We start from the raw sequence: 23,107 nt of genomic DNA on the forward strand, positions 1-23,107 counted from the left end.
ACCCCGTCAGAACTGCTTCGCGGCAGCCGTGATCGCCTCCCGGATCCGGTAGTAGGTGCCGCAGCGGCAGATGTTGCGGATCTCGTCGAAGTCGGCGTCACCGATCTCGTGGCCGGCCGCGCGGGCCTGGCGCACCTTGGCCACGGCCGCCATGATCTGACCGGGCTGGCAGTAGCCGCACTGCGCGACGTCGTACGCCAACCAGGCCTCCTGCATGGGGTGCAGGTCCTTGCCGACGGTGGCGGGCAGGCCTTCGATGGTGGTGATCTCGTCGGTCGGCTGGACCGCGCCGACCGGCACCGAGCACGGGTTGAAGGCCTTCCCGTTGATGTGACTGGTGCAGGCCTGGCAGACGCCCAGCCCGCAGCCGTACTTGGGACCGGTGACGCCGAGCACGTCGCGCAGCACCCAGAGCAGCCGCACGTCGTCCTCGACCTCGACCGAGACCGGGGCGCCGTTGAGGATGAAGGTGTGTTGGGGCACGGTGAGTGGCTCCTAGTAGGCGCGGCCGAGGCCGTCGACGGGGGACGCGGGGATCGGCGGCTCGGCCGGCAGCGGGTCGAAGCCGAGCGGGGCGGTGTGGTTGATCGGGAAGCTGGTCGGCATGCCGCCGGTGGCCCGGCCGTACGCGCAGGCCACCGCCGCCATCGCGCCCGCCACGGCCAACTCGCCCGCCCCGCCCGGGATCCCGGTGGTGGGCGGCATCACGATGATCTGCAGCTCGGGCGGGACGTTCCACTGCCGGGTGTAGAAGTAGTTGTCCCAGCTCCCCTCCAGGAACTGGCCGTTCCGCAGATGCAGGCTGGAGGAGAGCGTGACCGCGATGCCGTCCATGATGCCGCCCATCATCTGCGCCTCCAGACCGCGCGGGTTGACGGCGAGGCCGACGTCCACCGCGCAGACCACCTTGGTGACCCGCGGCCCGGTGTACGCGTCCTGGACCTGTCGCCCCACCGTGGCGGGGGTGCAGTCGATCTCGGCCAGGACCGCGACGAAGCCGTGGTACTCGGGGTGCACCGCGATGCCCTGCGCGGTCCCGGCGGGCATCGCCCTGCCCCAGTCGCCGGCCTGCGCCACCTGGTCCAGCACCGCCCTGGCCCGGTCGTCCTTGAGGAACTGGCGGCGGAACCGGTAGGCGTCCTGGCCCATCGCCGCCGCCAACTGGTCGACCACCAGCTCCTGCGCGCAGCGGACGTTGGGCGAGTAGATGCCGCGCATGCTGCCGGTGTTGAAGCCGTGGTCGACCTCGCTCAGCAGCTGGGTGGTGACGCCGAACTCGTAGGGGGTCTGCTGGGTGAGCGCGAACATCGTCTCGGAGAAGGCCAGATTGGTCACCGGCAGCTTGTCGACCAGCGAGGTGAGGATCTCGCCGACGCCGTGGCCGAAGTCGGTGGCGACCGACGTGTGGCGCTGCTCGAAGCTGACCACGTTGCCCAGCGAGTAGGTGGCGCGCACCCGGGAGGTCGACATCGGGTGCGCGCGGCCCTGGCGGAAGTCGTCGGTGCGGTGCCACATCAGCTTGACCGGCTTGCCCATCGCCCGGGAGACCAGCGCCGCCTCCAGCGCCGCGTCGTGGAAGAGCTTGCGGCCGAACGACCCGCCGCCCTGGGTGACGTGCACGGTGACCTGGGTGGGCAGCAGCCCGAGCGCGGCCGCGATCAGCTCCTGGGCCACGATCGGCGCCTTCAGCGCGCCCCAGATCTCGGCCCGGTCCGCACGCACGTCGGCGATCGCGCAGTTGGGCTCCAGCGCGCTGTTGCTGGCGAAGTGGAAGGTGAACCGGGCGTCCACCGCCTGGGTGAGCAGCGGCAGCGGCGGGACCACCAGCGGCAGTTCGGCCGCCTGCAGCTCCTGCAGCACGGTGGCGTCACTCGTGCCCTCGGCGGTGCCGGGGCCCCAGGTCACCTGCAGCGCGCGGACCGCGTCGATGCACTGCCCGAAGGTCTGCCCGCGCACCGCGACACCGGTGGCGACGGCCACTACGTCGGTGATGCCCGGCATCGCCTGCACGGCCGCCAGGTTCCCCACCGCACCGACCGTGCCGTTGATCGTCGGCGGGCGGCAGAGCATGGTCGGCAGCGCCCCGGGCACGCTCAGGTCCATGGCGAACTGCTTGCGCCCGGTCACCGCGTCCAGCGCGTCGATCCGGTTCTGCGGCGTGCCGATCACGCCGAACCGCGCGGCCGGCTTGAGCGACACCGAGACCTGCACCGTGCCGGCGCTGGCCGCGGCCACCGCCAGCTCGCCGTACCCGATGCTGACGCCGGCCGCCGAGGTGATCACACCCGCGCTCGTCGTCAGCGTCGAGACCGCCACCCCGAGCTGGAGGGCGGCGGCCTGGAGCAGCCGCTGCCTGGCGATCGCGGCGGCCACCCGGATCGGCGTGAAGGTGGCGAGGGTGGTGTTCGAGGCCCCGGTGAGCTGGTTGAAGACCAACTCGGGACGGGCGTCCGCGAGGGTGACCCGCACCCGGTCCAGCGGGAGGTCCAGCTCCTCGGCGATCAGCATCGCGCTGGAGGTGGTGACGCCCTGGCCGACCTCGGCCCGCGGCAGCGCGAAGGAGGCCGTGCCGTCGGTGTTCAGCTGGATGCTGATCAGGTTCGCGGTGGGCAGCGCCGCGTCCGTGAGCAGGTCGTTCAGGTCGTAGACCTCGGACGGCTCGGGCAGCGAGGGGATCGCCGCCTCGGCCCGCTCGGGCACCGCCGCCTCCCCGAGCTGCGCGGCCACCGTGAGCGTGGCGGCCCCGAGCACGTAGCCCAGGAACCTCCGCCGCCCCACCGAGTGATCCTGATCACCCATCAACTGTCCTCTCCCCGGGGTTGTCGCGAAGCGCGAGCCTGCCACACCGCCGCTGCCCGACGCCACGCGGCCCCTTCGGGCACGCCGGGCCCCACCAGGCACGACGGGCTCCGGCACGCTGCCCGGCTCACCCCACCGGGCGCTGCCGCACCGGCATCCGGGTACGGGATGCGCGGCACGAGGTGTGCGGACGGCAGGGAGGGAAGAAGGGAAGGATGTTCCGTGCACGTGGTGAGCTGATCGCGAAGGCCAGACGCCGGCTGCGGGAGCCGGTGGTCGAGCAGGCCATCCGGGCGACCGCCGCGGCGACCCTCGCCTATGTCGTCGCACTGCACCTGAGCAGCGAGCCGGCCCCGCTGACAGCGCCGCTGACCGCCCTGCTCGTGGTGCAGGTGACGCTCTACTCCACCCTGACCACCGGGATCCGCCGGGTGAACTCGGTGGTGGTCGGGGTGCTGATCGCGATCGGCTTCAGCGCGGTGGTCGGCCTCTCCTGGTGGAGCCTGGCGCTGACCATCCTCGCGGCGCTGACGATCGGCCACTTCGTGCGGGTGGACGAGTTCGTCAACGAGGTCGCGATCAGCGCGATGCTGATCCTCGGGGTGACCCAGGTGGCCTCGCAGGCCTGGGACCGGATCCTGGAGACGCTGATCGGCGCCGTGGTGGGGCTGCTCTTCAACCTGCTCTTCGCCCCGCCGGTCTGGGTGGACACCGCCGGCGAGTCGCTCCTGGACCTGTCCCGCCGGGCCCGCCACCTGCTGCTGAGCATCGCCGAGGAGCTGAGCGGACCGACCCCGGTGGAGCGCGCGGCCGCCCGGCTGCACGAGGCGCGCCGGCTCGACCAGGCGATCGCCGACGTGGACGGCGCGCTGCGCCAGGCCGAGGACAGCCTGCGGCTGAACCCGCGGATCCGCGAGGGCCTGCTCTCCCGGATCATGCTGCGCACCGGCCTGGACACCCTGGAGATCTGCGTGGTGGTGGTGCGGGTGCTGGCCCGCTCGCTCACCGACCTGGCCAAGCGCCGCGAGGAGGGTGAACGGCTGCTGGCCCCCGACCTGGCGCTCGGGATGGAGGAGCTGCTCGGCCACATCGGCGGCGCGCTGGTCAGCTTCGCGGTGCTGGTCACCACCCAGGTCGGCCGCGACGCGCAGGAGGCGGAGGAGCGGCTGGCCGCCGAACTCGCCGCGGCCTGGGCCAGCCGGGAGAAGCTCGCCGAGCGGCTGCTGCGGCGCGTCCAGGAGCACCCGCAGGCCTGGCAGCTGCACGGCTCGATGCTGGCCGAGGTGGACCGGATCCTGGACGAGCTGGACCTGGAGCACCGCTCCCGGCGCCTGATGGAGGAGCTGGACCGCGCCTCGGTGGCCAACCGGGCCCGCCTGGAGCGGATCGGCGGGGCCCGGCGACTGGTCAAGGGCGGCGGGCGGCTGCTGCGGCGCGTGCTGCCGTAACCCCCCGCCCGCCCGCTCACCCGAGCCCGCCCGTACCCTCGCCCCCTCACCCGAGCCCGCCCGTCACCCCCGTCCCCTCACCCCCGCCCGTCACCCCCGCCCGCGCGACCAGGCCCGCTCAGCCAGGCGCGTGCCGCGGCGGGCACCGCGTCGGGCTCGCCGCGGGCGATCCGCTCGTCGACCGGGAGCGGGCCGTCGAAGCGGTTGCCCTCGCGGTCGGCGTAGAAGGAGCCGCTGATGACCAGCCGGGCGCCGTCCCGCAGCTGGTGGGTCCGGTTCCCGGTGGTGTAGCCAGCGGTGGGCGCGCCGATGGTGCGCACGTTCGACTGGCCCTGGAAGGCGACCACCACGGCCTCGCCCGCGCTGGCGGTGTGACCCGAGGTGAGCAGGGCCAGCGGTGCGTCCGCCGCGCGCCGCCCGGAGCCGAGCGGACTGCGCGAGCGGGCCGTCGGCTTGCCGCCCAGGCTGACCCGACCGTCCTCCAGCGTCCAGGCCTCGCTCTGCCCGTCCGGGCCCTCGAACCGGCCGAGGACGCCGTCCCGCAGCAGCGGGGCCGCCACCGCGAGCATCGGCCACATGTTCCCGCCGGTGTTGGCGCGCACGTCCACCACCCACGCCCGCGGTGCCGCCGCCAGCAGCGTGCCGAGCACCTCGTCCCCGGCCCTGGCGTAGTCGCGGGCGAGGCGGTAGCCGTCGGACAGCCCCGGCAGTCTGAGGTAGCCCACCCCCTCGACGACCCGGCCGGTCGGCAGCGGCGGTCCCAACGCCGCCGCCCGGGCCGCGAGCCGCTCCCTGACCTCCGGCGGGACGGCTGCCCGCGGCAGCCGCAGTCCGCTGTGCCGGCCACCGGCCCGCAGTAGCACCTCGCGCAGCAGCGTGTGCGTGTCGGCGTAGCCGCCGGCCCCCGTCAGCACGGCCTGCGCCTCCTGCCGGACGCCCGTCCAGTCCACCGTGTCGCTGTACAGCGCGGTGCGGCGGATCAGCTCCAGCGCGTCCAGCAGGTAGGCACGGATCCGGCGCGCCGAGCGCCGCCCGCGAGCGGCGGAGAGAACGGTGAGCATCGGGTGCACCCTCCCGACCGGCATCGGGCCGCCGGTCCTGCCTGAGACCTCGCAACGTCACCGGGGACGGTACACCTTCTCCCAACCAGCCCTCCCCCAGGGCTCGGTGGGCGACCAGCGCACCCATCCCTGCCGCCCCGTCCCGCGGCCGAGCGGCGGGCGTCGTAGAGTCGGTCCAGCGTGACCGGGGCCGACCTGTCGGACCCGGTCACCGAACAGCGGTGCCCACCCGATTGAGGCTCGGGTGGGCACCGCTGTCAGTTCAACGCGTCAACACGTACGTCACATGCAGGTACGCGAGGACCAGTGGCTGCAGAACAGCGACTCGACGATCGACTCGTTCTCCTCGTTCAGGCCCTGGAGGTCGAGGATGAAAGCCATGACACACCTCATTTCTTTGCGTTAACCGATGGGTTGGGTACTACTCGTGCACCGCGGCCAGTGGAGCGCCGTGGTGGTCCAGGAGGGGAAGGGCCGTGCCCTTCCGGGCCGACGCCGCGTGCAGCGCCAGCAGGATGCCGGCCGAGCCGGTGGCCAGGTCGGTGGAGAGGCGGAACAGGAGCTGGCCGGGGAACGCCGAGCGGTCCTGGTGGCGCACCAGGTGCCAGGAGAGCCGGGCCACCTGCCGCTCCAACTGCCGCGCGGCACTGCGGCCCTGGCCGCCAGGGCCACCATCGCCGCCACCATCGCAGCCACCGTCGCCGGCTGCGTCCCGGTCGCCGGCGGCCGCCGCGAGCGCGCAGACCAGTCCGGCCCGCCCCTCGAACAGCCCCGGCATCAGGAAGAATTCGGCCGCGCAGGCCTGGTCGAGCAGGTCGACGGCCTGGCTCAGCTGCGCGTCCTCGCGGTGGCGCAGCAGCGCCCGCGCGGCGATCGCCGCGCCTGCCGAGCCCGCGCCCAGGTAGGCGGTGCCCTGCCCGTCCTGGGTGAGCAGCATGCCCTTCTCGTCCACCTGGGCACCGGCCAGGTCGCGGGCCAGCGCGGCGAAGGCGAGATCCAGCCAGCGCTCCTCGCCGGTGTGCTCGTGCAGCCGGGTCAGGAAGAGCGCCAGGCCCGCGCCGCCGTTCAGCAGCCCGACCCGGCCCTTGCCGAGCACCGCGCCGGTGGCCAGCCGCTCGCCGTAGCCGAGCGCCTGCTCGGCCAGCTCGGGCTCGCCCCGCCGGTCGGCGAAGTGCAGCAGGCTCAGGCCGAGGCCGGCCAGGCCGCCCGACAGGTCGGCGCCGAAGACGCCGAGCCGCTGCCGGTGCTCGGTCAACTCCCGGGCCCGGTCCAGGATCTCGCCCGCCTCGTCGGGGCGGCCGACCCGGTCCAGGGCGAGCGCGGCACCGTGCAGGCCGTCGTACAGGCCGGGGCGGACCACCTTCGGGTCCCGCGCGGCCCGCAGCAACCACTCGACGTGCTCCTCCGGCACCGGGTAGCCGGTCTCCGCGAGGGCGTAGAGGACACCGGCGGCGCCGTGCGCGAGGTCGATGCCGCCGCGGTTGAACTGCTCGGGGTCGCCCGGGTAGAGCCGGTCGGTGCGCTGCGGCGTGGCGGCGGCCAGGATGCCCTCGGCCAGGTCGTCCATCACCCGGCGCCAGCTCTCGGCCGAGGCGCCGTCGGGGACGAAGGGCGCGATCCCGGTCCCGGTGCGCTCGGTGCTGCCGACCGGCAGCGCGCCGCCGGTGGCCGCCCGCAGCTGCCCGACCACCTCGGCCGCCCAGGAGGGCGGCAGCGCGAACCGCTCGGCCGCGGCGGCGGCCAGTTGCTCGGCCTTGGCCGAATCCAGCTCGATCAGGAAGGTCAGCGGCAGGAAGAGGAAGAGCCGCATGCAGGCCAGCGCGTACCGGTCGATCGCGGCACCGGTGCGGGCGGCCGGCGAGATGAAGCCGGGGGCACCGAAGCCCGGCGGGGTGCCGTCGAGGAGGTCGAAGGCCAGCTCGAAGTCGACCAGGGCGAGCCGGCCGTCCGGGCGGACCATCACATTGCCGGGGTGCAGGTCACCGAAGGCCACCCCGTGCTCGTGCAGGGTCTCCACCATGGCGGTCAGCTGCTCGCCGAAGTCCAGCGCCATCGCGGTGTACTCGGCCAGCGCGGCGGCGTCCGGCTCGGGGCGCAGCAGCGGGTAGCGGCCGGTGAACAGGTGCCGCTCCAGCTTCTCGCCCTCGATGAACTCCTCGACCAGGTACTCGTGCTCCCAGACCACCAGGTGCTCGTAGAGCTCGGGCAGGAAGTCCAGGCCGGCCAGCCGCCGCAGCGTGTCGCGCTCGCGGTGCAGCCGTTCCACCGCGTCCGTGCCGCGCCGGTCCAGGCCGGCCATCGGGCGGGCCTCGCGCAGCACCACCACCCGCCCGTCGCGGCGGTCGCGCGCCTTGTAGACGCCGCCGCCGTTGGAGAAGTGCAGGGCCCCCTCGATGTCGTAGGGGAAGTCCTCGGGCGCGCCGGCCGCTCTGGACTCGACCTGCTCGCGCAGGAAGTCGGGCACCGTGATCCAGTCGGGGACGGAGAAGACCGGGCGGCGCAGGTCGGGGACGAGCGTGCCCTCCGCGTCCCGCAGCGCGGAGACCGTCCGGCCCTGCTCGTCGAGGCAGTACAGCTGGCGGAAGGCGCCGTACCGCACGAAGAGCAGGCTGTCCCGCCAGCGCAGATCGCTCAGGATGTACGGCCCGCGCCGCCCGGCCAGCCGGGGCTCCAGCCCTTCGAGGACCCGGAGCAGCTCGGCCTCGTCCCGCGGATAGAGCGTCAGCAGCTTTCCGCTGGAACCCCGCGGCGCGTATTTCGAATTCGCCTTCAGCACGGTTTCCCGGCCGCGCAGGAATTTGACGCTCAGCAGTTCCTCGCGGCAGAACTCCAGCACGGTGTCGATGATCTCGGGCGCCTCGTCGAGCCCCCCGGAGACGTGCACCTTCCACCCCTGGTCGGGCAGCACCGCGTCCTCGGGGTGCAGGTAGACCCAGACGCTGTCGCGACTGCGGCGCCAGCCCTCCGGCACCGGCCGGACCGCCGGCGGGTAGAGGCCTTCGAGGTCGTCACGGGAGCCGGGGTCGTCGAAGTAGACGGGGTCCGCCTGGCAGAACTGCTCGTACTCCGAAGGCCGCACCGAAGGATCCCCTCCACGCATAAATCGACGGACCGTGCGGGGTGTGCCCGGCCGTTCGCACTGACCCGGACTCGTTTTCGTGTCCGGCGTTGGACCGGATTTATAGCCGGGTTTCCCGGATGGACTCAAGACCTTGCGGCAGCAATAACGGCGTGTTAACCGCGCGGCCATCGAAGCCCGCTCGGACCGCCCACGATGACCGGAAAACCGTGAACCCCGCGGGCCGGCCGATCCGTGCCGCGCCCACCCGCCCCAGGCCCCGCCCCCGGAGCGCGGCACCGGTCGCACACCGACCACCACGCCGCGGGAGCCGCCGGAGTGGTGGCGGCGATTTTCGGCCAACCCGGCTGATTTCACGTTCAGTCCGCGCGACTCCACGCAGTGTGCGCGTCGCGGGCCGACCTCGAACGGCAACGCATTCGAAGGGGGCTCCCGAGGGGGTTGCCTCGAAGGGGGCCGCCAACAGGCCCTCCCGCTACCGCCGTCGGCGGCCGCCCGTCAGCGGGTGGCTCCGCAGCAGGGCCCGGGTGGGCAGGCCGGTCGCGGCGAGGCAGAGCAGGACGGCTCCGGCGGCCAGGGGTAGTACCAGGCCGGGCGGGACGTACGGTGCGGTGCCCGCGATGCCGCGGGCGATCGGGAGAAGGGCGATCCAGGCGATGGCTCCGCCGACCGTCAGGCCGGTCACGGCGACCAGCAGCGCCTCCCAGCGCATCATCCGGCGCACCTGACGCCGGGTGGTGCCGGCCAGTCGCAGCAACGCCACCTCACGGCGCCGGTCGAGCACCGTCATGACCAGCGTGTTGGCGGCGTTGACGGCGGCGAACCCGCCCAGGACGCCCGCCATCACGGTGTCGGCCCAGCCGTTGAGCTCCGTCATCGCGTCCGACCGGGCGACGAATGAGGCCCGGTCGGTGACGGTCGCACCGCCACCCGGGCCAGCCAGGCCGATCAAGGCGGCCGCCACGGCCGCGCGATCGGCACCCGGCGCGTCCGCGACCAGGACCTGGCTGTCGTATCCGGCCGTGACGTGCGCGGCGACGGCCGCCCTCGGCAGCAGCACCTGGCCGAGGCCCGGCCCGCGGTCGTAGGTGGCCACCACGGTGGGCCGCACCTCGGTGCCGTCCCCGAGCCAGAGCGGCACCCTCTCGCCGACCCGCACGCCCAACTCGTCGGCCAGGCCCGCGTCCAGGGCGACGGTGTCGGCGGAGCGGCCGAGGTCGGCGAGCGCGCCCTCGCGCACCGGCAGGTCGAGCACCGCGGGCAGCCTGGCCGGGTCCCCGTCGACGCCGAGCGCGGTGGCGGAGTCGATGTCCTGGTCGGCGGCGAACAGCGCGGAGGTGTGCAGCAGACCCACGGCGGCGGCCACGCCGGGCAGTTGGGCCACCCGCTCGGCAGTGCCCGCGGGCAGGCCGGGGGCGGTGGAGCCGAGCACCTGGTCGGCGGTGACGCCGGTGCGGATGTTCTCGCCGGTGGCGTGCGCGATGGTGCTCTGGAGGAGGAGCAGGGTGCCGCAGAACGCGGTGACCAGCACGATCGGGGTGATCGCGGAGGCCAGCCGGCGGGCGCCCGCCCGGGTGTTGTCGGCGGCCAGCGAGCCGGGCGCGCCGCAGGCCCGCAGCGGGACGCCGAGCACGGCGGCGGCCAGCCGGGCCACCCAGGGGCCGAGCAGGGCGACGGCCGCCATGAAGCACATGACCACGCCGAGCGCGGTGTTGGCGGCCTTCGCCCCGTCCAGGCCGGCGGCGAGGACAGCGGCCACCACACCGCCCGCCGTGCAGAGCAGTCCGAGGCAGATCCGCACCGGGCCGGGCCGGCCGGGTTCGATGGCGGCCTGGCCGAGCGCCTGACCGGGGCGCAGCCGGGCGGGGCGGCGGGCGGCCAGGAAGCCGGCGGCCAGGGCGGCCAGGGTGCAGATGAGCACGGCGGCGAGGATCGGCAGCGGGCCGACGTCGAGCCGGACGCCGGGCGGGATCGCCCCGCGCGACACCAGCTGGTCGAGCCACCAGCGGGCGAGGGCGAGTCCGGGCAGGATGCCGAGCGCCCCGGCCACGGGGGCGAGCAGCACCGCCTCGGTGGCGATGCTGCGGCGGATCTGCCGGGGGGTGGCGCCGATGGCGCGCAGCAGGGCGAACTCGCGGACGCGCTGACCGGTGGCGAGGGCGACGGTGCTCATCACGACGAAGACCGCGGTCATGGTGGCGTAGCCGCCGAAGGAGCCGCCGATGCCCACCAGCAGGGTGCGGGCCCCGCCGATCGCGGGCTGCTCGACGGCGCCGCGGCCGTCCCCGGTGAACACCTCGGCGGCGCCGCCCAGGGCCTGGCGGACCTGGGCCGCCAGTGCCAGGACGGTGACGCCGTCGCGCGGTTGGACGGTGATCGCGTCGACGCGGCCCGGGTGGCCGCAGAGGCGGTCGGCCGTGGCGTCGGCGAACCAGGCGGTGGGGCCGGCCGGCTGTCCGGCGGCCAGGCCGCTGACGCGGAAGCTGCCGGTGCCGCCGGGAGCGGTGAGGGTGAGGCTCGCGCCCGGCGCGAGGTGGGCGGTGCGCGCCGTGTCAGCGTCCAGCACCACCTCGTTCGGGCCGGGGGCGCGGCCTTCGAGGAGCCGGTCGGCGGGGCCGGCGATGCCGAGCGCGGCGAAGCCCCGGCCGGTCAGCGCGGGGTGGTCCTCACCGGCCGGCAGCGGGAAGGCGCTGTCCGGACGGGCCTCGGCCGCACCCGGCAGGCCGGCGATCCGGCCCGCCAGCGCGGCGTCCACCCGGGCCCGTTCGGGCACCGCCTGCGTCACGGTCTCGGTGTCCTGGCCGGTCCTCACGCTCAGCCTGACGTCCGGGTCGGCGGCGACGACCACCGGTGCCCGGGCGTACCGGAGGGGCGGCAGCTTCGCGGTCAGGCCGGTCTGCAGCAGCACGCCGCAGGCCGCCACGACGGCGGCCGCCAGCGCCAGGGCGATCAGGGTGCCCGCGAAGGAGGCGGGCCGGAAGCGCACGGAGGCGCGGGCCAGTCCGTTCGTCACGCGGCGGCCCCCGCGGGGCGGGCGGTCAGCGCGGCCATCCGGTCGGCGACGGCTTGCGGCTCCGGGTGGCGCAGCTGGTCGGTGATGGCGCCGCCGACCAGGAAGAGCACCCGGTCGGCCACCGAGGCCGCCACCGGATCGTGGGTCACCATGACCACCGTCGCCCCCGTCGCGTCCACGGCGTGCCGCAGCAGGCCCAGCACCTCGTGCGCGGTGCGGGTGTCCAGCGCGCCGGTGGGCTCGTCGGCGAAGACCACGTCGGGGCGGGTGATCAGCGCCCGGGCGATCGCCACGCGCTGCTGCTGCCCGCCGGACAGCTGGCTCGGCCGCCGCCCGGCGTGCGCGCCGAGGCCCACCTGGGCCAGCAGCTCCCGGGCCCGCGCCCGGTCCTGGCGCCCGCCGGCGAGCCGCTGCGGCAGCAGCACGTTCTGCTCGACCGTCAGCGCGGGCAGCAGGTTGAAGGATTGGAAGACGAAGCCGATCCGGCTGCGGCGCAGCCGGGTGAGCCGGTTCTCGCTCAGCCCGGTGATCTCCTGGCCGCCGAGCCGGACCTCGCCCGCGTCCGGGCGGTCCAGGCCCGCCGCGCACTGCAGGAACGTGGACTTGCCGGACCCGGACGGGCCCATCACGGCGGTGAAGCTGCCGCGGCCGAGCGCCAGGTCGATCCCGCGCAGGGCCTGCACCGCCTTGCCGCCACGGCCGTAGCTGCGGCGCACCCCGCGCAGCTCGATCGCGGGGTGCTCGGGCCGGTCCACCGCGGTCGGAGCCGCCTCGTAGGCGGGCGCGTCCGGCCCGGTTGCGGCGCTCGCCTTCCTCGGGTCACCGGTCGCGGACCCGGTCAGGGCGCGGATCACGATCTCCTCCTGGGGTGGGGTGGGGTGGGGTGGGTTGCGGTACGGCCGGGGCGTCCCGACCGGTCTCCAGCCCATCACCCGGCCGGCGCGTTCTCGTCCGAGCGCGGGACGAGAAGGCGCGGGGGACCTCGGTCCACCGGCCGGCGGGACCAGGACCCTGCTCCTACCCCGGGATCCACCCGCGGGCCCGGTGACCTGCGGTGCGGCGGTGGAAGAATGGTTCGCGCACGCCGGCCGCGGCGCACCGGGGAGGGCCCGGCGCGCGGGCCGCCGCGGACACCCGCCGCGGACACGCGCAAAGGACACCCGCAGAGGAGAACCACCAGCATGGCGACGCGCCGACCGCTGCCGCCGGACCCGGCGCAGGTACCACAGTCACCACAGGCACCGCAGGCACTCGACGGACCGGGCACCGACTCCCCCTGGACCCGCAACGACGCGCTGGTGGCCGCCGGTTCGGCCATCCTGGACCTGTTCGGCTACACGATGACCAGCCTGGACGACAACCATCCGCTGAGCCTGCTGGGGCTGGTGCTCAGTGTGCTGGCGGCGCTGCCGCTGCTGGTCCGGCGCCGTCACCCGCTCGCGGTCCTGGTCGTGGTGCTGGCCCTCAACCTGGCGCTGAACCTGAGCGCGCCGCTGTCGCACCACTTCCCCTGCACCATCGCGGTGGCACTGTTCGCCGTCACCCAGTACCGCTCGCTCGCCCTCGCCGTGCCGGCGGGGCTGACCGCCTCCCTCGTCGCGCTGACCAGCCTCGGACCGCGCCTGAGCCTGGGCGGGGAGGACGTCCTGGGCAGCCTGCTGGCGAGCGTGCTGGTGGTCGGCACCGGCGCCGTGCTCACCCGCTGGCAGCGCGAGCTGGAGATCCGGCGCCGGCTGCTGGCGGAGCGCGCGGTGGCCGAGGAACGGCGGCGGATCGCGCGGGAGCTGCACGACATCGTCGCCCACCAGATCACCACCATGCAGCTGATGGCCGGCGGTGCGCGGGCCAACCTGGGCGGCGACATCGAGGTGGTGCGCGAGGCCCTGGTGACGCTGGAGAGCTCCGGCCGCCTGGCACTGCGCGAGATGCGCCAGCTGCTCGATGTGCTGCGGGCCGACGACGAGCGCGAGGAGGTCCCGGCCGCGCCTCAGCCCGGCACCGCCGACCTGGAACGGATCGTCGACGAGTCGCGGCTGGCCGGCCTGCCCACCGAGTTCACCGTCCACGGCACCGCGCGAGCGCTGCCGCCGACCACCGACCTGGCCGTCTTCCGGATCGTCCAGGAGTCGCTCACCAACACCCGCAAGCACGCCGGCCCTGCCCGGGCCCGGGTCGAACTGACCTACCGGCCGCACTCGGTCACCGTGGAGGTCAGCGATGACGGCGCCGGCCGGCCGGGCCGCACCGCCGGCGGGGCGCACGGCCACGGTGGTGCCCTCACCCCGCCGGGATCGGGCGGGGAGCGCGGCGGGTACGGTCTGATCGGCATGCGGGAGCGGGCCGCGCTGAACGGCGGCAGCCTGGTGGCCGGGCCACAGGCGGAGGGCGGGTTCCGCGTCACGGCGAGCCTGCCGCTGGGCCCGGCCGAGAACGTCGAGAGGGAGGAACTGTTCGGATGACACCGACCACGGCGCCGATCAGGGTGCTGATCGCGGACGACCAGCCGCTGGTCCGGCGCGGCCTGGCCCTGATCCTGGCGCCCGCTCCGGGCGTCGAGGTGGTGGCCGAGGCCGAGCACGGCGAGCAGGCCGTCGAGCTGGCCCACCGGCACCGGCCCTCGGTGGTGGTCATGGACGTCCGGATGCCGGTCCTCGACGGCGTCCAGGCCACCGAGCGCCTCGCCCGCGAACTGCCCGACTGCCGGGTCCTGGCACTGAGCACCTTCGACATGGACGAGTACGTGGTGGCCGCGCTGCGCGCCGGTGCCTACGGCTTCCTGCCCAAGGACGTCTCCCCGGAGGACCTGCTCGCCGCGATCCGCACCGTGCACACCGGCGAGGCCGCCGTGGCGCCCCGGCTGCTCACCCGGCTGCTCTCCACCTACGTCACCGCGTCCCACCCGCCGCGGCCGACGGCCGCGGCGCAGAGCCCGGTCGACCTGACGGCCCGCGAGGTCGAGGTGTGGCGCCTGATCGCCACCGGTCTGGACAACGCCGAGATCGCGCGGGCCATGGAGATCAGCCTCTCCACGGTCAAGAACCACATCACCAGCATCTTCGGCAAGCTGCGGGTGCGTGACCGCGCCCAGGCGGTGATCGCCGCCTACGAGTCCGGCCTGGTCGCGGCCGGCCCCACGGGCTGAGACACAGGCTCCGAGGCCGACCGGCCCGGCACCGCGGGCGCGGACCGCGGCCCGTTCACCGGCCTGGTCGTGAACCCGGGAGCCCGTCGATCATCAGGCCGATGGTGAAGCCGAAGCGGTCGTTGACGGTGCCGGAGGTGAGCTCGGCCGCGTAGCGCTTGGTCTGGGGGAAGGTGGCGGGCAGTGCGGCGAACCGGCGCAGCAGTTCGTCGCGGCTGACCACCCAACTGCCGTCACTGCGGCTGACCCGCCTGTCCGCCAGGGAGACCTCAAGGCTGTAGGCGTTGACGTAGAGCGAGAGCGAGTCGATCGCCCAGGCGGCGGCCTGCGGGTCGATGCCTCCGGCGAGCAGGATGGCGAGCATCCCCTCACCGACGCGCAGCGTGTCCGGATTGGACGGGGCCGCGGCGAACGCCGCCTGGGAGATGCCCGGGTAGCGCAGGTACTGGTCGCGCAGCTGGGTGCAGACGCTGATGAGCTGCTGCCGCCAGCTGCCGGGGTCCGGCTCGGGCAGGTCGATCCCGGCGCACAGACGGCCGATGAGCAGTTCGTCCAGGTCCTCCTTGTTGACCACGTGCGCGTAGAGCGACGACGGCCCGGTCTCCAGCACGGTGGCCAGGCGCCGCATGCTCAGGGCTTCGTATCCCTCGCTAGCCACGATGCCGAACGCGGTGCTGATGATGGCCTCGACCGTGATCGGCGTCTTGCGTCCGGCGGAGGGCCCACGCCGGGCCGCGGGTGCGCTCGAACCGGTGCCGAGCTGGTGCCGCGCTGCGCGCCGTTCCTGCGGAGTCGGTGACATACGGGCAGTCTAGCGAATCGACGAACAGTGTTCCACATCACTAAGAACGGTGTTCGTATTGTTCAGAACGCCGCTCTGCTGTAGAACGGTGTTCGTGTCCATTGACCAGCAAACCTCTCCCCTGCCCACCACCACGCTGCCGCTGCGCACCGCGTGGCTCGTCCTGGCCGTCGTGGTCATGGCCGACATCATGGATCTGCTCGACTCCAGCATCGCCAACCTCGCCGGCCCGTCCATCCGCGCCGACCTCGGCGGCGGCCAGGTGACGGTGCAGTGGGTGCTGAGCGCCTACACCGCGGCCTTCGCGCTCGGCCTGGTCGCCTCGGGACGGCTCGGTGACCTGCTCGGACGCCGACGGCTCTTCCTGCTCGGCCTGACCGGCTTCACCCTGGCCTCGCTGGCCTGCGGCCTCGCCCCCGACCCGGCCTTCCTGATCGTCGCCCGCACGCTGCAGGGCCTGTGCGGGTCGGTCATGATCCCGCAGGGCATGGCCCTGATGAAGATCGTGTTCCCGCCCCAGCACCTGCGCAAGGCACTGACCCCGGTCGGGCCGCTGATGGGCCTGACCATGGTGGCCGGCCCCATCCTGGCCGGCTGGCTGCTCCACCTGGACCTCTTCGGCAGCCAGTGGCGCTCCATCTTCCTGATCAACGTCCCGTTCGGCATCGCCGCCCTCCTGCTCGGCCGGCGCGTGCTGCCGCACCGCGGCGGGGAGGACCCGACCGCCCGCCTCGACCTCACCGGCATCGGCCTGCTCACCGCGGCCTCGGCCCTGCTCATCGTCCCGCTCATCCAAGGACGCGAACTCGGCTGGCCCACCTGGACCTACGCCATGATGGCCGCCGCGGCCGCCCTGCTCGCGCTGTTCGTCTTCTCCGAACGGCGCAGCGAGCACCCGGTGATCACGCCCTCGCTGCTCCGCAAGCGCAGCTTCGTCGTCGGCCTGATGATCGTGGCCGGCTTCTACGCGTCACTGAGCGCGTTCGTCCTCGTCATCAACCTGCTGCTGCAACTGGGCCTGGGCTGGACGCCGTTGCGCACCGGCCTCACCCTCATCCCCTGGGCCCTGGGCACCGCCGTCGCCGTCCTGCTCGCCGGCGCCGTGCTCGCCGAGAAGCTGGGCCGCGCCGGCCTGCGCCTGGGGCTCGCCATCGCCGTCATCGGCCTGCTGGCCCTGTGCTGGTCCACCGCCCACTGGGGCGCCGGCATCACCATCTGGAACCTGGCGCCCGCGCTGCTGCTCACCGGCTTCGGCTCCGGGCTGGTCTTCGTCCCGCTGGTCGACTTCATCCTCGGCGACGCCACCACCGAGGAGGTCGGCACCGGCGCGGGCCTGCTCAACGCCGTCCAGCAGTTCGCCGGCGCCATCGGCGTCGCCGCCATCGGCACGGTGTTCTTCGCCCGGGTCGGGCACCCGTCCGTCCACTCCTACCTCGCCGCCGCGGAACTGGTCTTCGCCATCGCCGCGGTCCTGAACCTCCTCACCCTGCTGCTGGTGGGTCTGCTGCCCGAGCACGCCCAGCAGGCACACGGCTGAGCCGCCTGGCCAGGAGCCGCCCGGTCGTCCTTGAGGAGGTCGAACTCGACGAGGAGTTCGCCGACTTCGGTGGACTCCAGGCGGTGCAGGAGCCGCTCGCGGACGAACGCGGGGCCGGCCAGGTCGAGTTCGGCTCCGTCACGCGGGCAGCTCGCGGCGGCCACTCGCTGGATCACGCTGAAATCATTGGCCCGTGCTCGCCCCGTTCGGTACGGTCGCGGAATTGCCCTCGCCGCTGGGGCCTGCGAGGTTCGCGCGCGGCTCGCCCGGCAGTTCCCCGACCGAGAGTGGGTTTCGTCCATGGCATGTCGTATCAGTGAGCTCGTACTCGGTTGCCGCGACCCCGAGGCGCTGGCGCGGTTCTGGTGCGAGGTCCTGGACTTCGTCGTGCTCCACCGCGAGGACGACGGCTCGCTCGAGATCGGGCCGCGTGAAGGGTTCGGCGGCCCGCAACCGACGATCGTCCTCAGCCGCAGCGACGAGCCGGAGCCGGGGAAGTCCCGGCTGCACATCGACGTCAACGCCACCGACCGCGATCAGGACGCCGAGCTCGAACGCCTCCTGGCGCTCGGTGCGCGCCCGGCCGACATCGGCCAGAGCGGGCAGGAGCAGTGGCACGTCCTGGTCGACCCCGAGGGCAACGAGTTCTGCCTGCTCAAGGCCCGCCTCAACCCGCTCTGATCCTCATCGGTCATGCCTCGACCCGGGTGAGGTCCGCCGAAGACGCGGTGATCCGGGAGATCGGGGCGACTCGGGGGCGCTCGGCCGGCGACGGGCCGCTCACCTCGCCCCCTCTTTCGCGCGCACGTGGCAGGCGTCCACGTGCGCGCGAAAGGGGTGCCCCGATGGCATTCGCCGAGCGGCGGTGACGGTCAGGGCTTCACGGAAACGTGCGACTGCTCGAAGATCAAGCTAGTACGCGTGGTGGACCTGCCAGAACGACCAGGCGTCACACGGACTGCCGTAGGTGGCGTTCATGTAGCCCAGGCCCCACTTGATCTGGGTCGCGGGGTTGGTCTGCCAGTCCGATCCGACCGAGGCCATCTTGGAACCGGGCAGCGCCTGCACCAGGCCGTACGCGCCGGAGGAGGGGTTGCGGGCGGTGACGTCCCAGCCGCTCTCACGCGTGACGATGTTGCTGAAGCACTGGAACTCGGTGCTGTCCATCATCCCGGCCGCGATCGACTGCGGCGAGCCCCCGGTGTACGAGCCGACGGGCGGCGCGGAGTCCGTGGTGGCGAGCTGCGACTTGGCCGCGGCGCGGGCGGCGGCCTGCTGTGCGGCGGTGGCGGCGTCGGCCTTGGCCTTCGCGTCGGCGGCGGCCTTCTGAGCCGCGGCGTCGGCTGCCGCCTTGTCGGCGTCGGCTTTGGCCTGCGCGTCGGCGGCGGCCTTCAGCCGGGCGGCCTCCTGCGCGGCCTTCTGCGCGGCGAGGTCGGCCGACTGCTGCTGAGCCGAGGACTGGACGGCGAAGTTGTCGCTGATGGCCTGCGCCTGGGTGGGCGACGGCACGTCCGCGAGGAGGGTGGCTCCCGCGACGTCGACCGACTGGGGCGTAGCGCCCTCGCTGCCCGACGCCACACCCACGACGGCACTGACGGCGGTGACAGCGGTGGCAGAGGCCACAGCGACTCCCCGGACCGAGATCCGAGTCACATGGTTTCCTTCCAGCGTCGACCCCGCGTGACCGTGAGGACGCAACATGCCCTGGTCACTGGCCTCCACCAGAGCTGGTCACGGGAGGCGCGGGCCCGGCGCCCGAGTGCCGGACAAGCCGGTGCGGGCAAGGAGTTCGGGCGGCGTACGGACCATCGATATTCAGCTGACGCCCAACACGCGGGCCGTACACGGGGCCTGACAGAGGTTTCACCATGCCGCAACCGGACACGGGTACGCAATTCCCAGCTGCGTGGCGAAGCTCACATCAACCCGGTGCGCGCCCGGCGACATCGGCCAGAGCGGGCAGGAGCAGTAGCACGTCCTGGTCGACCCCGAAGGCAATGAGTTCTGCCTGCTCAAGGCCCGCCTCAGCCCGCTCTGATGCCCGCCGGTCACCGTCCGCCGGCGGCTCACCGGGCACTCGGTGCGACGCGAGCCGTCGGCGGCGATCCGTCGGGCGGTCAGCCCCGCTCACGCGTCGTCAAGTGCGGCCCGCTCTCGGCTGGACCGCTCCAGTACGCGCAGGACCAGCAGGGCCGCCAGCGCGAGCACCGCCGCCTTCAGCAGCTCCCAACCCAGCAGGCCCACGACCCCACCGCTGCCCGCCAGCGCGTCGCGAGCCGCCTCGATGCCCTGCGACATGGGCATCACCTCACCGATCGCGGCAAGCCAGCCGGGTAGCCGGTCGAGAGGGATGTTCACCCCGCACAGCAGCAGCATCGAGTACAGCACCACGCTGGCGGCGAAGATCGGCTCGCGGGTGCGCAGCCCGATCGCGCCGACGAGCAGGCCGCAGGCACTGCACGACATGGCGGTGACCAGGACGGCGAGAGCGAGTCGGGGCAGCGAGCCGAGCGGGACGTGCAGCCAGCCGAGGGCCGTACCGAGGGCCAGCATGACCGAGGAGGTCAGGGCTCCCATGAGGACCGCCGGCCCGATCCGGCCGCCGAACATCACGGCCCTGTTGGCCGGGGTGGCGAGCACCGCGCTGAGCGTACCGCTCACCCGCTCGCCCTGGACGGACATGGCCGGCGCGAACAGGCCCGCCATGGCACACGCGTTCAGCGCGTTGCCCACGACGTAGTACTGGGTCGGATAGGTACCCAGGTAGCGGCCGAGATGGACGAACCAGATCAACTGGACCACCGGAACGCCCAGTACCGTGGGAATGAACGCGGAGGGCCGCAACCAGCGGAACAGCGCGAGGTGGGAACGCCACCCGGCGACGAAGAACAGTCGCAGCGTCACTGCAACGCCAGCGTGCCGCTGGAGCGAGCCAGCCATTCGAACCTCTTCTGTAGTAGCAGCGTCACCGCGATGTAGACCGCCGAGAGCAGGGCGCACATGCCCACGGCCGAGCCGGCCCCCGAGGTCCCGGCCGCCGCCCCCTCCAGAGCTTTGACACCCCAGGTGGGCGCGAGGAGATAGGAGATGGACCGGACCGACGCGGGGAGGGTGGAGATGGGCACCAGCATTCCGCTGAGCATCCAGACCGGATACTCGAAGAAGTTGGCCAGCGACTGCGCGGTCGGGTACAGGATGAACGCGGACGCCATCAGCAGCCCGAGCATCCCCAAGGCCACCACGGTGACCCCCACGGCCCCGACGAACAGCAGTGGATCCGCGATGTGCAGCGGCATGTCGAACAGCAGCGCGCTCCACAGCAGGGTTGCCACCAGCCCGTAGACCCCCAGGGACGCGGTCGCGAGGGCGAACGGCAGCGTGATGAGGAAGGTCGATCGGGGGCTGGCGACAAGGGGCTCGAGGATCTGCGACCAGCGCAGCCGATTGATCGCGTTGCCGGAGCCGAGCAGGGTCGAGGACCACATGCCCATCAGGGCCGCGCTCAGCGCCACGTCGATGGGCGCGACGTGCCGGGTCGAGCTGCGGAACATGTAGAAGGCCAGCGACGCGAAGATCAGGGGCAGCAGCACGCACTGGAAGAGGTACAGCCGGCTGCGCATCAGCTGCCACAGCTCCAACCGCCAGGAGCGCAGGACGAATCCGGTACCCGCCCGCAGCCGACCCGTCGCGGTCGACGCGGTCCACGCGGTCCACGAGGTCGACGCGGTCACCGCCCGCCTCCGGAGATCAACGCGACGTACGCGTCCTCCAGAGTCGGCTCGCGCTTGAACACCTCGCGTATGGCCACCTCTCGCAACTCGGCCAGGACGGCCGCGGTCACGTCTGTCTCCAGTCCGCTGTGGATGTCGAGGGACTGGCCGGAGTCCAGCTCGGTCAGGCTCACCGAGCGGATGCCGGGCAGCGCCCGCAGCCGGTTCACGTGCCCGTCGTCGGCGCCGGTGACGTTCACGGTCAGCACGACCTGGCCGGCGGTCTGCTTCTTGAGGGCCTCCGGGGTGCCCTCGGCGATCTTCTTGCCGTTACGCATCACCGCGACCCGGTCGCAGAGTTCGTCGGCCTCGAACATGTAGTGCGTGGTGAGCAGCACGGTGCGGCCCTGCTGGTGCACCAGGTCGCGGACCAGGGCCCGCAGTTCCCGGGCGCCGACCGGGTCGATGCCGTTGCTCGGCTCGTCGAGGATCACCACCTTGGGGTCGTGCAGCAGGCCGCGGGCGATGTGCAGCCGCTGCTTCATGCCGCGCGAATAGGTCTCCACACGCTTCCGCTCGTTCCCCAGCAGGCCGACCATGTCGAGCAGTTCGGGCACGCGGCGCTTCTGCTCCCGGTACGGGATGCCATACAGGTCCGCGAAGAGCAGAAGGTTGTCCCGGGCCGACAGCCGCGCGTACAGTCCCGCGTCACCGCCGAGGATGACCCCGATCAGCCGGCGCACGGTCTGCGCTTCGCGCACGACATCGTGACCCAGGACGCTCACTTGGCCGGAGGTCGGCAGCAGCACTGTCATGAGGATCTTCGCGGTGCTGGTCTTGCCGGCCCCGTTGGGCCCGAGCAGACCCACCATCTCGCCCTGCTCGACGCGCAGCGAGAGTCCGTCCACCGCGCGCTTCACCCGCCCCTGCGGCTCCTGGAAGGTGCGTACCAGTGCTTGGATCTCGATGGCGGATCTGGCGGTCAGGTCCTGCATCCGAATACCTCTTACTGAAGACCGATGGTGGGGTGCTCTGTTGGCGTACCGCGATGGCCTAGGAGGCCGTGCGCGCGACCGCACTCTCACATGTCGCGTACAGCGCCTGCGTGCTGACCTCTGCGTCGACGGCGAGCCGCCGCAACTCCTGGTCGTACCAGGACAGCAGTGAATGGAGCCGGTCCTCCGGCAGCACTCGCGGATCGGTCCGGATGACGACCGGCATCTCGCGGCCGCCGCGGACCCTCATGTCGAAGCGCGGGCCGACCTGACGGTTGGGGAGGGTGGCCTCGACCCTGGCGGAGGCGTGACCGGAAGCCGCGGGATACGGCGGCGCCGCCATGATGTCCTGCGCCATGAAGTTGTAGAAGTTGTCGAAGCCGAGCTCGATGCCACGCTCCGCGCGCACCAGAGCGGTGACTTCGTCGATGTCGTAGGCGCCGAAGCGGTAGGACCGGAGCGCGGCGGCCTGGACGGACGCGGCGTACCGGCCGAAACCGTCAGGCGCCGCGCCGATGTCCAGCGGCAGCGGGGCGTACTGGTTCATCGAGCTGACCAGATCCTGCCAGGGCAGCCGAAAGCGGTTGCTCGACTGCAGGGTGAGCACCACCCGCGCCGTCCCGCTGACCACGGCCAGAGCCACCGAGCTGAGTGCCAGCAGCACCCCGTGGGCCGGCACCCCCAACCGTTCGGCCGCGGTGGCCAGCGCCGAGCGGGCCCCCGGTGACCGCAGGACCGCCTCGATCCGTCCCGGATCCTGATCGCCGTGATCCGGCACCGGGAACACGCCCGGATCGAGCGTGTCCAGCAGCCGCGTCCAGTGCGCGAGGGCAGCCGTGCGGCTCGACCGGTTGGCATCCGATCGCTGGAAGAGGGCCAGCTCGCGCGGCTGCACGGGGGTCTCCGTCAGCCAGCGCCGCCCTTCCGGATCGTCACCACCCATGAGTACGGTCAGTTCGCCGCTCAGACGGCGCAGCGAGAACCCGTCGGCGGCGATGTGGTCGCAGACGAGGACGACGAAACGGGGACGGCCGCCGTCGGTGACCACGGTGAAGCGGCGGCCGAAGTCCCTCTCCCGGTCGATCAGCTCGGCCGCCTGCCCGCGCCCGATGGCCATGGCAGCGGACTCATCGGCGCCGGGATCCTCGATGGTGGCGATCCGCACCCGGTCCTCCACCGGCCGCACGAACTGGATCGGGCCCCGCGGTGTCTCCGCGAAGTGGGTGCGCAGGGACTCATGCCGCTCGCACAGCGAGCGCAGCCCCGCGTACACCCGATCCAGCGGACACTCGGCCGGTACCGGGACGACGACACTCAGGTACGTCTCCGGCCAGCGATCGGTCGGCCAGCGGGCGGTGATCCGCAAGACGGACAGCTGGCCGAAGGTCAGCGGTGTACGGTCAGCCTCGGACACGGGCTCCGTCCTTCCTCTATGCCTGTTCAGGTGCCGCTCGCACGTGTCGATCGAGACGGCGGGCCCAGGATCTGAGCCGGACATCGAAATCCTGCGGTCGATTCGCC

At 73.1% G+C, this 23,107-nt stretch carries 17 protein-coding genes and 1 pseudogene; 6 read left to right on the top strand and 12 right to left on the bottom strand.

What is annotated here, in order from left to right:
- Nucleotides 1-6: 6 nt before the first annotated feature.
- Both OG455_RS05675 and OG455_RS05680 read right to left on the bottom strand, forming a co-directional pair.
- Nucleotides 7-483 (bottom strand): (2Fe-2S)-binding protein, encoded by a 477-nt coding sequence (locus OG455_RS05675; RefSeq protein ID WP_266290842.1) that lies wholly within the window; start codon nucleotides 481-483, stop codon nucleotides 7-9.
- Nucleotides 484-495: 12 nt separating this feature from the next.
- Complete coding sequence (locus tag OG455_RS05680; RefSeq protein WP_266290844.1) at nucleotides 496-2,799, bottom strand: molybdopterin cofactor-binding domain-containing protein; 2,304 nt, start codon at nucleotides 2,797-2,799, stop codon at nucleotides 496-498.
- 215 nt (nucleotides 2,800-3,014) lie between these two features.
- On the opposite strand from OG455_RS05680, the gene OG455_RS05685 reads away from it, so the two are divergent.
- Nucleotides 3,015-4,247, top strand: coding sequence for an aromatic acid exporter family protein (locus OG455_RS05685; RefSeq protein ID WP_266290846.1), 1,233 nt, complete (start codon nucleotides 3,015-3,017; stop codon nucleotides 4,245-4,247).
- Nucleotides 4,248-4,324: 77 nt separating this feature from the next.
- On the opposite strand, the gene OG455_RS05690 is transcribed toward OG455_RS05685, so the two are convergent.
- The 4 genes from OG455_RS05690 to OG455_RS05705 all read right to left on the bottom strand — a co-directional run bounded on the left by OG455_RS05690 (nucleotide 4,325) and on the right by OG455_RS05705 (nucleotide 12,254).
- Complete coding sequence (locus OG455_RS05690; protein ID WP_266290848.1) at nucleotides 4,325-5,308, bottom strand: S41 family peptidase; 984 nt, start codon at nucleotides 5,306-5,308, stop codon at nucleotides 4,325-4,327.
- 421 nt (nucleotides 5,309-5,729) lie between these two features.
- Nucleotides 5,730-8,387, bottom strand: coding sequence for a class III lanthionine synthetase LanKC (gene lanKC / locus OG455_RS05695; protein ID WP_266290850.1), 2,658 nt, complete (start codon nucleotides 8,385-8,387; stop codon nucleotides 5,730-5,732).
- A gap of 475 nt (nucleotides 8,388-8,862) precedes the next feature.
- Nucleotides 8,863-11,400 carry an FtsX-like permease family protein gene (locus OG455_RS05700; protein WP_266290852.1) on the bottom strand — a complete coding sequence of 846 codons (2,538 nt, stop codon included), beginning with the start codon at nucleotides 11,398-11,400 and terminating at the stop codon, nucleotides 8,863-8,865.
- Complete coding sequence (locus OG455_RS05705; protein WP_266290854.1) at nucleotides 11,397-12,254, bottom strand: ABC transporter ATP-binding protein; 858 nt, start codon at nucleotides 12,252-12,254, stop codon at nucleotides 11,397-11,399. Before OG455_RS05705 ends, OG455_RS05700 begins: the two co-directional genes overlap by 4 nt.
- 327 nt (nucleotides 12,255-12,581) lie before the next feature.
- On the opposite strand from OG455_RS05705, the gene OG455_RS05710 reads away from it, so the two are divergent.
- The gene (locus OG455_RS05710; RefSeq protein ID WP_266290856.1) at nucleotides 12,582-13,859 is read left to right on the top strand and encodes a sensor histidine kinase; all 1,278 of its coding nucleotides are present in this window, start codon (nucleotides 12,582-12,584) and stop codon (nucleotides 13,857-13,859) included.
- Complete coding sequence (locus tag OG455_RS05715; RefSeq protein ID WP_266290858.1) at nucleotides 13,856-14,542, top strand: response regulator transcription factor; 687 nt, start codon at nucleotides 13,856-13,858, stop codon at nucleotides 14,540-14,542. The genes OG455_RS05710 and OG455_RS05715 overlap by 4 nt, the downstream gene beginning before the upstream one ends.
- A gap of 55 nt (nucleotides 14,543-14,597) precedes the next feature.
- Here OG455_RS05715 and OG455_RS05720 read toward each other — a convergent pair whose 3' ends face one another.
- The gene (locus OG455_RS05720) at nucleotides 14,598-15,344 is read right to left on the bottom strand and encodes a TetR/AcrR family transcriptional regulator (RefSeq protein ID WP_266290860.1); all 747 of its coding nucleotides are present in this window, start codon (nucleotides 15,342-15,344) and stop codon (nucleotides 14,598-14,600) included.
- Between the two features lie 94 nt (nucleotides 15,345-15,438).
- Between OG455_RS05720 and OG455_RS05725 the strand changes: the two genes are divergently transcribed.
- Together OG455_RS05725 and OG455_RS05730 are read left to right on the top strand one after the other, a co-directional pair.
- Nucleotides 15,439-16,881 carry an MFS transporter gene (locus OG455_RS05725; RefSeq protein WP_266290862.1) on the top strand — a complete coding sequence of 481 codons (1,443 nt, stop codon included), beginning with the start codon at nucleotides 15,439-15,441 and terminating at the stop codon, nucleotides 16,879-16,881.
- A 300-nt stretch (nucleotides 16,882-17,181) separates the two neighbouring features.
- Nucleotides 17,182-17,562 carry a VOC family protein gene (locus tag OG455_RS05730; RefSeq protein ID WP_266290864.1) on the top strand — a complete coding sequence of 127 codons (381 nt, stop codon included), beginning with the start codon at nucleotides 17,182-17,184 and terminating at the stop codon, nucleotides 17,560-17,562.
- 231 nt (nucleotides 17,563-17,793) lie between these two features.
- Here the strand turns inward: OG455_RS05730 and OG455_RS05735 are convergent, their stop codons facing one another.
- Nucleotides 17,794-18,534 (bottom strand): lytic transglycosylase domain-containing protein, encoded by a 741-nt coding sequence (locus tag OG455_RS05735; RefSeq protein WP_266290866.1) that lies wholly within the window; start codon nucleotides 18,532-18,534, stop codon nucleotides 17,794-17,796.
- Nucleotides 18,535-18,817: 283 nt separating this feature from the next.
- Between OG455_RS05735 and OG455_RS05740 the strand changes: the two are divergent.
- Nucleotides 18,818-18,919: pseudogene (locus OG455_RS05740) on the top strand (VOC family protein); the annotation flags it as partial.
- 89 nt (nucleotides 18,920-19,008) lie between these two features.
- On the opposite strand, the gene OG455_RS05745 reads toward OG455_RS05740, so the two are convergent.
- From OG455_RS05745 to OG455_RS05760, 4 genes are read right to left on the bottom strand one after another with little or no spacing between them, the layout of a single operon-like run.
- Entirely contained in the window at nucleotides 19,009-19,785 is a 777-nt protein-coding gene (locus tag OG455_RS05745) for an ABC transporter permease (protein WP_266290868.1), read from the bottom strand.
- The gene (locus OG455_RS05750) at nucleotides 19,782-20,612 is read right to left on the bottom strand and encodes an ABC transporter permease (protein ID WP_266290870.1); all 831 of its coding nucleotides are present in this window, start codon (nucleotides 20,610-20,612) and stop codon (nucleotides 19,782-19,784) included. Before OG455_RS05750 ends, OG455_RS05745 begins: the two co-directional genes overlap by 4 nt.
- Nucleotides 20,609-21,586 (bottom strand): ABC transporter ATP-binding protein, encoded by a 978-nt coding sequence (locus OG455_RS05755; RefSeq protein WP_266290872.1) that lies wholly within the window; start codon nucleotides 21,584-21,586, stop codon nucleotides 20,609-20,611. The genes OG455_RS05750 and OG455_RS05755 overlap by 4 nt, the downstream gene beginning before the upstream one ends.
- A gap of 58 nt (nucleotides 21,587-21,644) precedes the next feature.
- A complete protein-coding gene (locus tag OG455_RS05760) occupies nucleotides 21,645-23,084 on the bottom strand; it encodes a condensation domain-containing protein (protein ID WP_266290874.1) in 1,440 nt (479 codons plus the stop codon).
- Between the last annotated feature and the right edge of the window lie 23 nt (nucleotides 23,085-23,107).

It is taken from the genome of Kitasatospora sp. NBC_01287 (assembly GCF_026340565.1).
In the GTDB taxonomy this organism is placed as follows: Bacteria; Actinomycetota; Actinomycetes; order Streptomycetales; family Streptomycetaceae; genus Kitasatospora.